At 62.3% G+C, this 10,563-nt stretch carries 9 protein-coding genes; 2 read left to right on the forward strand and 7 right to left on the reverse strand.

Translation table 11 applies throughout. The features are described from left to right. Positions 1-36 precede the first annotated feature (36 nt). On the reverse strand, positions 37-309 hold the full coding sequence (locus ACZ6YI_RS06395; RefSeq protein ID WP_465777908.1) for a DUF2845 domain-containing protein: 273 nt from the start codon (positions 307-309) through the stop codon (positions 37-39). Positions 310-482: 173 nt separating this feature from the next. Here ACZ6YI_RS06395 and ACZ6YI_RS06400 point away from each other — a divergent pair, with 173 nt between their 5' ends. Both ACZ6YI_RS06400 and ACZ6YI_RS06405 read left to right on the forward strand, forming a co-directional pair. Continuing rightward, positions 483-749, forward strand: a complete 267-nt coding sequence (locus ACZ6YI_RS06400; protein WP_440325626.1) for a BrnT family toxin — start codon at positions 483-485, stop codon at positions 747-749. Next, positions 736-1,023: a BrnA antitoxin family protein gene (locus tag ACZ6YI_RS06405; RefSeq protein ID WP_465777909.1), complete on the forward strand. Its 288-nt coding sequence runs from the start codon at positions 736-738 to the stop codon at positions 1,021-1,023. Before ACZ6YI_RS06400 ends, ACZ6YI_RS06405 begins: the two co-directional genes overlap by 14 nt. Before the next feature lie 10 nt (positions 1,024-1,033). Here the strand turns inward: ACZ6YI_RS06405 and ACZ6YI_RS06410 are convergent, their stop codons facing one another. From ACZ6YI_RS06410 to ACZ6YI_RS06435, 6 genes are all read right to left on the reverse strand, one after another. After that, entirely contained in the window at positions 1,034-1,639 is a 606-nt protein-coding gene (locus ACZ6YI_RS06410; RefSeq protein WP_465777910.1) for a DNA-3-methyladenine glycosylase, read from the reverse strand. Then, positions 1,639-1,773: a hypothetical protein gene (locus ACZ6YI_RS06415; protein WP_440325620.1), complete on the reverse strand. Its 135-nt coding sequence runs from the start codon at positions 1,771-1,773 to the stop codon at positions 1,639-1,641. The genes ACZ6YI_RS06410 and ACZ6YI_RS06415 overlap by 1 nt, the downstream gene beginning before the upstream one ends. Before the next feature lie 81 nt (positions 1,774-1,854). Beyond that, positions 1,855-2,010, reverse strand: coding sequence for a DUF3309 family protein (locus ACZ6YI_RS06420; protein WP_465777911.1), 156 nt, complete (start codon positions 2,008-2,010; stop codon positions 1,855-1,857). A 130-nt stretch (positions 2,011-2,140) separates the two neighbouring features. Then, on the reverse strand, positions 2,141-3,538 hold the full coding sequence (gene ppnN, locus ACZ6YI_RS06425) for a nucleotide 5'-monophosphate nucleosidase PpnN (RefSeq protein ID WP_465777912.1): 1,398 nt from the start codon (positions 3,536-3,538) through the stop codon (positions 2,141-2,143). A gap of 182 nt (positions 3,539-3,720) precedes the next feature. Beyond that, positions 3,721-7,080, reverse strand: coding sequence for a TonB-dependent receptor (locus ACZ6YI_RS06430; RefSeq protein WP_465777913.1), 3,360 nt, complete (start codon positions 7,078-7,080; stop codon positions 3,721-3,723). Positions 7,081-7,506: 426 nt separating this feature from the next. Further along, positions 7,507-9,966, reverse strand: a complete 2,460-nt coding sequence (locus tag ACZ6YI_RS06435; RefSeq protein WP_465777914.1) for a TonB-dependent receptor — start codon at positions 9,964-9,966, stop codon at positions 7,507-7,509. Positions 9,967-10,563 lie beyond the last annotated feature (597 nt).

Raw genomic sequence — 10,563 nt, forward strand, 5'->3', positions numbered from 1 at the left:
ATCATGCGGCAGGGCCGCGGGGCCCTGCAATGGGGGTTAGTTCTCGATCTGCGTAATGGTGCTCACCAAGCCATTGATGATTTCGACCTGCACGGTCTTCTTCGGCTGGAAGTACTCGAGGCGGTAACCCCGCAAGCCGCCACGCGAGGTTTCGATCGGCGTCTCGCGATCGGGCTTCCCGGCGACCTGGCGCAGGCGCCCTTCACTGTCACCCGTGCTGACCACCTGCGAGTTGACGCGCCACGTGTCCGAGGCGACGGCCGGAAGGGCCAGGGCTGCGAGCAGGACGGCGGTGATGACACGCTTCATGCGAATCTCCTTGTCAGTTCGATGTCGAGCCTAGCGCCCTGCCGTCATCAACTACAAGTTGCCGAACGTCACGATAGTCGTGCATTCAGCCGACGGACATGCCGGCGTAACCGCACAAGCGCTCACGGCCTGCACGGACATAAGTGCTTCCTTATCGTACATACGATAAGCTGATGGAAATCTGGTATGACCAAGCCAAACAGGGCCGGAATATCGAAGAGCGTGGACTTTCGTTTGATGAGGTCGCTCACTTCGATTTCTCAACCGCACTCGTCCGGCGCGACGAACGCAAGGACTATGGCGAAGATCGATTCATCGCGCTCGGGATGCTCGGCCACCGTCTGCATGTCGTTGTATTCACCCGTTGCCCTGGCGGCATCCGTGTGATCAGTTTCCGTAAGGCCAACGCGCGCGAGGTGCGCCACTATGAAACCCGATAAGCCCCTGACGACGCGCGATGGCGAGCTGCGCGCTAACCTCACGGAAAAGGAACTCGCTTCTTTCCGACCTGCAGCCGAAGTACTCCCCGACGATCTTCAGAACCTTCTTGGTGTACGCAGGCGCGGGCCGCAAAAGATGCCCACGAAAGTCGCGACGACCGTCCGCCTTTCCCCTGAAGTTGTTCAGCACTTCAAGGCCGGCGGACGAGGATGGCAAACCCGGCTGGATGATGCCCTCAAGGTCTTCATTTCGGAACATCCCACGTTCCGATAAGAACCCCACCTCACGGCTTTGAAACGTTCGGATTACCCGCCACGTACCAACGCCACAACAAATCGGTGCCTTCGCGAATGCCGATACGCGCCGAACCGGGCACGTTCTCCGGCGGCGGCATGCCATCGTCCAGCACGGTATAACCATCGCGCGCACGCACCAGGTCGATGCCGTTCTGCTCGCCGGTGATCCCCAGCGCCTGGGTCAATCGCGCCGGGCCACTGCAAAGCTCCTTGTCACGGCGCGTCTTCGGTCGCGCCGCCCGCATCAACTCGAGCCCGGCGATCGGCTCGAGCGCGCGAATCAACACGCCATTCCCCTCACCCTCTTCGCCGCACACGGTGTTGCAGCACCAGTGCATGCCGTAGGTGAAGTACACATACATATGCCCGGCCGGGCCGAACATCACCGCGTTGCGCTTGGTTTTGCCGCGGAAGGTGTGCGCCGCAGGATCGATCGCGCCGACATACGCCTCGACTTCCACGATGCGCCCTGCCCGACCATCCGCGCTGGCGAGGACCTTGTTGAGCAACTGGGGCCCGACTTCCCGGGCATCTCGCTGGAAAAAAGTGCGCGGCAGGATGTCACCCGGCCAGGGCTTGCGTCGTGGTGGCATCAGGGTTCCGGGGTTTCGCCGTCGGTATCGGGTTCGGGGCCCGGGCGTTCCACGGGCTCATGGTCGTACGGCGGCGGCGAGGTGCCTGGGTGCGGCAGATCCGTATCAGGGACGGGGCGATGGGGTCGGGGCATGGGGTCCTCCTCGCGTCGCCACCCGGGGCGCCGCGCATCCCACCATGCTACTGAAGGATGCGCGGCAGCGTGAGTGCTGCGTCAGAAGACGCCGAGCAGCCAGCAGGCCAGGATGATGGCGAGGATGACGCCGATACCGCCGCTTGGGCCATAACCCCAGGAACGCGAATAACCCCAGGTCGGCAGGCCGCCGATAAGGGCGAGGATAAGCACGATAAGCAGGATGGTGACGAGCATGGGCGTCTCCGGTGGTGAGGTGGACGCATCGTCGCCCGCCGCCCCGTCTAGAGCCCGTGACGCCCGCAGGGGGCGCCGAAGTCACGTTCAGCGAATGGCAGGGCGGCGTGGTGCCGCCCTGCCCGGTCGGTCAGGTCCGGACCACGTAGCACGGCTCGTAGGCGGTGCCGCCCGGGAGCTTCATGCGGTGCTGCTCCACGAAGGCCTTCAGCAGGTCGTCCAGCGCGCGCATGATCTCCGGCTCGCCGTCGATCACGAACGGGCCGTGCTCCGCGATGGCGCGGACGCCCTCCGGCTTGACGTTGCCGGCGACGATGCCCGAGAACGCACGGCGCAGGTCGGCCGCCAGCTCGTGCCGCGGGCGGTCACGGTGCAGGGCGAGGCCCGACATGGCCGCATGCGTCGGCGGGAACGGCTGCTGGAACGGCAGCGGGATATCGAGCGCCCAGTTGAAGAAGAACGCGTCCTTGTTGTCCAGGCGGTGGTTGCGCACCTTGTCGATGCCCGAAACCATCGCATGGGCCACGGCGGCCGGATCATCGATGATGATCTTGTAGTGCTCGGCGACGGAATCGCCCAGGCACAGGCGCAGGAACCGGTCGATCTGCTCGAAGTACGGCGCCGAATTGCGCGGGCCGGTGAAAATCAGCGGGAACGGAATGCCCTTGTTCTTCGGCAGCAGCAGGATGCCGAGCATGTACAGGATTTCTTCCGCCGTGCCGACGCCACCCGGGAACACGATGATGCCGTGGCCGAGACGGACGAACGCCTCGAGGCGCTTCTCGATGTCCGGCATGATCACCAGGTTGTTCACGATCGGGTTGGGCGACTCGGCCGCGATGATGCCCGGCTCGGTCACGCCGATGTAGCGGTTGCCCTTGCGGCGCTGCTTGGCGTGGGCGATGGTCGCGCCCTTCATCGGGCCCTTCATCGCACCCGGGCCGCAACCCGTGCAGATGTCCATGCTGCGCAGGCCGAGCTGGTAGCCGACGCGCTTGGTGTACTCGTACTCATCGCGCGAGATCGAGTGGCCACCCCAGCACACCACCAGGTTCGGATCGACCTGCGGGCGCAGGATGCGCGAGTTGCGCAGGATCTCGAACACGCTGTGGGTGATACCGACGGTGTCGTCCAGGTCGAACGCACCGGCTTCCAGCTGGGTCGACACATAGACGATATCGCGCACGACCGCGACGAGCAGTTCGTTGATACCGCGGATGATGCGGCCATCGACGAAGGCCTGCTCCGGCGCGTTCTTGAGTTCGATCTTGATGCCGCGGTCTTCCTGCAGCACCTGGATGTCGAAATCCGGGTACTGCTCGAACATCGAGCCCGGATCGTCGGAAAGGTTGCCCGAGGTCAGCACCGCCAGCGCGCAACGGCGCAGGAGCTGGTGCAGGCCCGACCCGCTGGCGTCGCGCAGGCGCGCAACCTCGTTACGGGAAAGGATATCGAGGCCGCCGGCGGGAGAAACCCGCGCGCTGACGGTCTTGCCGGTGATCGGCTCCCCGAAATGTTGAGCATTCATTGACTTACATGTCCTTCTGACCGCGAATTAGCGGCGAACCCCGCTCCGGAAAAGGAGCGGACTGCCTAGGATCACGCGGGGGTTGGGCGGGGGTCAAGTCCGTGGCGCCTCGAATCGCACAAAAAAAGCCGGCGCCCTTCCAGGCGCCGGCTCTTTGTTCTTCGAAAGCCCGAAGGCCCTTTTTAGAACGTGTAACGAACGGTCAGCTGGGCCGACCAACGCGAGACCGGATTCAGCTTGGTCGCGCTGTTGTCGGTCGGCGCATCGTACACAGCCTTCGAACCCGGGGCGTAGTTGCCCTGCGAGTCGGTCGGCAGGTTGTAGATGTAGTTGCCCTGGGCGTCCACGCCGCCGAAGTTGGCCAGCGTACGGGTGTACGGGAAGCCGACATACGACTGCTGTCCCCAATCCTTGTTGAGCAGGTTCAGGAAGTTGTAGATGTCGAGGCGGATCTCGCCCTTGTTGCCCTTGAAGATGCCCGGGATTTCCTGGCTCAGGCCAAGGTCGATCTGGTTCACCCAGGCCGAGACTGCATCGTTACGACGCGCGATCTTGCCCTGGTTCTTGCGCAGGCTCGGATCGTGCTGGATGTAGTCGAAGAACTGGTTGATCAGGGCGTCCGAAGCGGCAGCCGCGCCGTTAGCCGTGCGGAAGGCCGTACCGTCGTTACGGGTCGGGATGTAGGCCAGGTCCTTCGAGTACGAGTCACCATTGGCGTCGTTACCGAACACCCAGCTATACGGCACGCCCGAGTGGCCATCGTAGAAGGCGCTGACGGTCGTGTTGTAGTCGCCGAAGAACGCGTGCTGCCAGGTGATCGAAGCGTTGAGGCGCTTGGCGATGTTGGTGTTGGCCGTGGAAGCCACGTCTTCGTTCGGGTTGGTCCATGCGCTGTTCGAGTAGTTCGACGACGCCTGGCTGGACGTACCCGGGTTCACTTCGGTCGCGTGGCCGCCGGTGGCCGACACGCTCCACGACCAGCCGTTTTCCATCGGCTTGGTGAACGACAGGGTCACCGTGTCCGCACCACCCTTCGAGGTGTTGGTCAGGTAGGTGACGGCCTGGGCGAAGCGGCCATCCGCACGGTAACGGTTGCGGTTGGTGCTGAGCGCCGCGCCCGTTGCATTGCTCGTCGCGCAGTTAGCAGCCGTACCGATCGGGGTGGAACCACCGATGCAGCCGTAGTACGTGAAGCGGCCGTCCGGCATCTGGCCGGTCGGGCCACCGATGTTGAGGTTCTGGTAGAAGATACCGTCCTGCACGTCGAGGTGCTGGTACTCGATGCTACCGATGATGCCCATCCACGGCAGTTCGCGATCAAACGCGATCGAGGACTTCCAGACGCTCGGCAGCTTGAAGTTCTTGTCGACCGTATCGACGGCCATCTGCGGCTGCGTACCCGCACCGCTGGTCGGCTGCTTCAGCGGATCCGGGCTGAACGTCGGGCAGGCGATGCTGAGCTGGCTACCGAGACGGCAGGTGCCATCGGCGTTGCGATCGTACGAATACGTGACGATGTTGATACCGTTGTTCTGGTACGGGTTCGTCATCCACACGGTCGGCGGATCGGACTGGAACAGGCCAACGCCACCACGCAGCTGGGTCTTGTACTCGCTGTCGAAGTTGTAGTTGAACGACAGGCGCGGCTCGACGAGCTTGCTGCCGTTAACGGTCGCAGCGTTGCTGAAGCCGTATTTCTGCTGGAACGTGGCGTTGTAGAGCGGCTTGTCGTCGGTCAGGTACTTGTTGACACGGAAACCGAACTGAACCGACAGGTTGTCCGTCGGCTGCCAGGTGTCCTGCAGGAAGAACGTGTGGCGGCGCAGTTCCCACTGGGCGGCGATGTCGTTCAGGCTGTAACCCGGCGCCGGCTGGTACAGCGAGTAGTTGCTGTACTGACCGCTGGCAATGGTGTCGATGCCGTTACCGAACGTATAAGCGCCGAACTCCGTACGGCCGAACAGGTTGTAGATGCGGTTACGCTCCCACTCGAAGCCACCCTTGATGGTGTGGTCGTCGAGGTACAGGGTGCCGGCCCACATGGCGTTCAGGGTCTTCACCGAGGCCGCGTTGTAGTGCGAGAACTGGTCTTCGCCGAGGTTGATCGTCGGGCCAGTGCCCTGGGCGCTGCCGATGCCGCTGTTCACGCGGACGGTGACCATCGGCTGCTGCGTGTCCACCGAACGGTTCAGCGAGTAATCGCTGTAGCCGATCTTGGTTTCCGACGAGAACACGTCATTCCAGTCGTCGAACGACTGCAGGGTGTAGTTCTTGATGTCGGAATTGACGGTGTACCAGTAGCTGGACAGGCCGATCGACGAGGCGCCATTACCCTGCGGGTTGGGCTTCACTTCCTTGGTACGCGAGTACGCAAGGTTCATGCGGTGGCCGTCGGTGATGTTCCAGTCGATCTTGCCGATGTAACGCTTGTCGGTCAGCGTGCCGCCGTTGGCGCCGAGTGAACCCGGGACGAGGCCCAGGCCGCGGGCGGCGTCGATCGTGCGCTGCAGGTCAGCGGCCGAGACCTTGTTGTTGGTCGAGTTCGGGATCGACGGATCGAGGCCGTTCACGGCACCCGAGCTCAGGCCGGTCACTTCTTCCTTCTCATAACCCGCGAAGAAGAACAGCTTGTCCTTGATGATCGGGCCGCCGACGGTGGCACCGGCCTTCCAGTTACGGTCGAACTCGGTGTATTCGCGGTCCTGGCCGTTGTTGATCCAGCCGGCGTCGCCGACCATGCTCGAGGCGTTTTTGAAGCCGTAGTACACCGAACCGTGGAACTCGTTGGTACCCGACTTGGTGACGGCGTTGATGTCCGCGCCGATCGTGTCGGAGCCGACGTCGTAGTTCGCGGTCGAGATGTTGAACGAGTCGAGCGTATCCATCGACACCGGCGAGCCGACGGTCGGCATGCCGGTCGAGTTCAGGCCGAACGGGTCGCCCACGCCAAGGCCATCGACCTTGATCGCGTTCATGCGCGAGTTCTGGCCGTTGGCCGAGATGGCGCCGGTGCCGTGGTCGACGTTGACGCGCGGATCGAGGCGGGCGATATCGGCGATATTGCCGCTGGGAGCCGGCGTAGCCTTGAGCTGCGCCTGCGAAATGGTGGTGCCGAGGCCCTTGTTCTCCGAGGAGAACTGGCCCGAGACGGCCGACACGGTCACGGCGCCGAGCGCGGTGGCGTCAGCGGCGTTCGCGGCGGCGCCGGAGGTGAGGTTCACGGCGGTATCGGCGCCGAGCGACAGGTAGACCTGATCCTGACGGGCGGACGGCGCACCGTCCTTGCTGGCGGTCACGTCGAACGGACCACCCGGGCGCAGGCCCTGGGCCGAGTAACGGCCGTTGGCGTCCGTGGTCGTCGTCTTGGTGGTGCCCGACGGCTCGTGGACGATGGTGACGGTGGCGTTGGCTACCGGCTGGCCGGCGTTATCAAGCACACGGCCGGAGATCGTCGACGACGTCTCCTGGGCGAAGGCGGCGGGCGACGCGATGAGCGACGCGATGGCCAACGGCAGGAGTTTGGCGCGGATACGCTTCTGCATGTAACGAACCTCACAATTTCGCGAGAAAAAAAGCTGGAAAGACAAGGCGTCGCAACACGCCCGTCCCCTGGAAGGCAACAACGATTCTTCGGTTTTCCCCTGACCCGGCGGTATCGCCCAGCGGTCGCGGAATGACAGCGGTCCGTAAAGACTAGATGAAGTTTATTACATCGACGTAACAAGTTGCGATAGGAAATTGCCTAGGAAGCTATACGTTCCCGGCACAATTTAGATCGATCAAGCACTTATAAGTACATGATTTCGCGAGATTTCACGCTCGTGAAATCTCGCAGCCACGATCCTTGCGGCCTCTGTCATGTTTCATGTCACATGAGACTTTGACGTTAAAAAAAAGGGCGCCCCTCCGTGGGAGGGGCGCCCGCTTCGACACCCGAAGGTGTCAACCCGTACGTGGCAGCCTGCGACTTAGAAGAACGACGCGCCGAAGGTCACCATGAAGGTCCGCTCCTGCAGTACCGAGTAGTACGGTGCCGAGGCGAACAGGGTGGTGCCGTTGGCATCCTTGATCTTGTCCGGGTTGCTGGCGAGGAACGCGCCGACGTTGCTGGCGTAGGTAAACGCCTTGCGGTCAGCCAGGTTGAACAGGTTGATCTTGATGTACGGGCTGCGGAACGAAGGCGAGAAGTCCGGGAAGTTCCAGCCGGCGTTGAGGTTCAACGTCGTGTAACCGCCGATCTTCTGCGTGTTCGACCAGTCGCCCCAGCTCGCGCCCTGGTACTTCGCATTCAGCTGGGCCCAGAACGGACCGTTCTTGAAGTTCACCGCGACATAGCCGGTGTTCTTCGGCGCGTTCAGCAGGGTCTTGCCCTTGGTGTAGAAGATGCCGTCACCCAGCGAATCCAGGTTGTCCTGCATCAGCGAGCGGGTGTAGTTGTAGTTGGCGTAGACCGACCAGTTCTCGTCCAGCTTGTAGCTGATTTCCGAGTTGAGGCCGCGCATGTGCACCTTGGGCAGCTGGGTGTACACGGTCAGGCCGGTGTTCTGGTCGTAGCCACTCACCTGCTTGTTGTTGAAGTTCGACGCATAGGCATCGACGCTGGCCGAGATGCTCTCGCCATAGAAGCGCCAGCCAAGATCACCCGTGACCGACGTCTCCGGCTTGTTCGGCAGCGGGGCCGCCTTGGCCGTGCCATTGCCGTAAAGCGCATTCGACAGGATCGCGCCATTGATCGGGGCACGGAAGGTCTTGCCGACGCCCAGGTAGAACTGGTTCTGGTCGTTGAGCTGGTACTTCACGCCACCGGTCGGGGTGAACTTGTGGAACGTCTTCGTCACCGAGGTGCCGTAGGCGGCATTGGTCGACGTGACCTTGCCCGCCGTGCTGATCGAGCCGATCGAACCCGGGTACTCGTAGACGTCGCCGTCGCGCTTCGACCAGATGTAAGCCAGGCTGCCGGTGAAGGTCAGCTTGTCGGTCGGGGTCCAGTTGTCGGTAATGAACGCCTTTTCGTTATTGGTCGTCGTGTAGTTGATGTACGACTTCTGCACCTGGCCGTCCGGGTACTCGATGCGCACGTTCTTCGCCCACGTATCGACCGGGATACCCGTTTGCGGATCGACCGGCACGAAGACCTGATCCTGCTGCTGGCGCGGACGCTCCCACCACACGCCATATTCCAGGCTGTTGTTATCGGTAAGGTCCTGGTTCAGCTTGGCGATGATGCCCGGGCGGTAGGTGATCGAGTTGCTGTACGAATTGACCAGCTTGGTGCCGCTGATCTTGCCGTCGCCGTCCAGGTCGTAATTGACCGAGTGGTAATAGTTGCCGTTGGCCAGCGGGTTCTCGGTCACCGTGCTGCCGGAACCGCCACCGCCCTCACCGTACTGGAAGTACGGGACGACGCTGAGGCGCAGGCTGTCAGTGAAGGTGAATTCGCCGTCGGCACTGGCCAGGTAGTTGCGGAACGGATTCTGGTGCAGCGCGTAGAAGTTGCTGCTGGTGCTGCCCGGCGTATAGACGCTGGCGTAGCTCTGCTTGTACTGCTGCGCCACCTGGGCCTTGGTCAGGCCTTCGTAATTGGTCTTCACTTCGCGGTTGTACTGCACCGAGAAGGTCACCGAATTGCGGTCATCGATCGTCCAGACCGACTTGCCGTCGACCTTGGTGATCTTGGCCTTGCCGCGGCCACGCCACAGCTCGGTCTCGTTATTCGAGTACGAGAGCCACGAGCGCACCGGGCCGGTATCGCTGGTGTTGAGGCGGAAGAACGTGCGGTGGTAGCTGTTCTGGCCCAGCGACTGGCTGAAATCCAGGCCCGCGGTGTGAGACGGATCGACCGTGACCCACGCGATGGAGCCACCGGCCGCGCCGGAGATCGGCGTGTCGTTGTCCGGGTAACCCTGCTGCACGGTGATGTCACCCATGTTCTCGGTGTCACCGTATTCGGTCGGGTAGATCTTGTAGTTACCGCTGTCGTTGATCGGCGCGCCGTTGACGGTCACGCCGACTTCGTCGATGGGAAAGCCGCGGATGGTGACGTTACCGTCGTTGGTGCCGGTCACGTCGTCCGTCGACGAGACCACGCCCGGGATCGAATCGATCGCCTGGATGAAGGTGGCGCCCGGCGCGGCCTGCTTGATGGCATCGCGGGAGATGGTCGAGACCGCTTTCGGCGCGTCCTGGATGGACATCAGCCCACCGCCCAGCGACAGCGAGTTCGCACGCACCTGGACTTCGCTCATCTGCTCGGCGGCGCGGCGGGTGGCGTTGTCGTTGGTGGTGTTCGACGTGGAAGAGACGTTCGAACGTTGCGTGGTCGTCGTGCTGGCCTGGGTCTGCTGCGCCTGGCTGTCCTGGGCGGCGGCACTGCCGGTCACGAGGCAAAGCGAGAACGCTATCGCTGCCGAAAGGGTATTGCGATTCATCGACTGGTTTCCTGGTGTGATGCGAGTTATTGGTAACGGGTAATTCGAAAAATGTTTCTAATGACGTGATTAATTGCGATTAATAAGGCGTCCGTTTTTTATTACGCCTGCGCAAGAAAAAACGTTTTCTCCAGACACAGCTAAGCGCTCGGTACGCATACCGAGCGCAATAAGTCCTGTGTAGCGCCGCCCGCCGCGGCAAACCCTGTGTTACGCGGGATATCCCTGCCCTGAGATAATCAATAGGCTAGCATCACAGAATGACAATTTGTCGAATGCTTGACGTTTTTTTCATACGTCGGCATTCGGCTTTTCCTGCGATCAATGATAATCAGGGCATTCGATCTTCCGGGGTTGGCTCGCGTTCCGCTTCGCGCCATGTAATCGGTTCATTCGCTGACGCGAATGCATGTTCCTAGCGGCTGACGCCGCCTCGCGCTCGGACGTCTCCGGAAAGAGGCCTGGGTGCCCACCCTCGCTGCTCAGACAGGTCCTGTGGGAGCGCGCTTGCGCGCGATTCGGGTGTTCGGCCAGCCCCATTCGCGCGCAAGCGCGCTCCCACAGCTCTCTTGTGCGGAACTCGCCTCGAGGGTGGGC

Source organism: Luteibacter sp. NPDC104163 (assembly GCF_055584245.1).

Bases quoted from the DNA above. Each gene is read 5' to 3' on its own strand.
- ACZ6YI_RS06395 (WP_465777908.1), bottom strand. From the start codon at position 309: ATGAAGCGTGTCATCACCGCCGTCCTGCTCGCAGCCCTGGCCCTTCCG.
- ppnN (WP_465777912.1), bottom strand. From the start codon at position 3,538: ATGAATGCTCAACATTTCGGGGAGCCGATCACCGGCAAGACCGTCAGC.
- ACZ6YI_RS06435 (WP_465777914.1), bottom strand. From the start codon at position 9,966: ATGAATCGCAATACCCTTTCGGCAGCGATAGCGTTCTCGCTTTGCCTC.
- ACZ6YI_RS06400 (WP_440325626.1), top strand. From the start codon at position 483: ATGGAAATCTGGTATGACCAAGCCAAACAGGGCCGGAATATCGAAGAG.
- ACZ6YI_RS06430 (WP_465777913.1), bottom strand. From the start codon at position 7,080: ATGCAGAAGCGTATCCGCGCCAAACTCCTGCCGTTGGCCATCGCGTCG.
- ACZ6YI_RS06415 (WP_440325620.1), bottom strand. From the start codon at position 1,773: ATGCCCCGACCCCATCGCCCCGTCCCTGATACGGATCTGCCGCACCCA.
- ACZ6YI_RS06420 (WP_465777911.1), bottom strand. From the start codon at position 2,010: ATGCTCGTCACCATCCTGCTTATCGTGCTTATCCTCGCCCTTATCGGC.
- ACZ6YI_RS06405 (WP_465777909.1), top strand. From the start codon at position 736: ATGAAACCCGATAAGCCCCTGACGACGCGCGATGGCGAGCTGCGCGCT.
- ACZ6YI_RS06410 (WP_465777910.1), bottom strand. From the start codon at position 1,639: ATGCCACCACGACGCAAGCCCTGGCCGGGTGACATCCTGCCGCGCACT.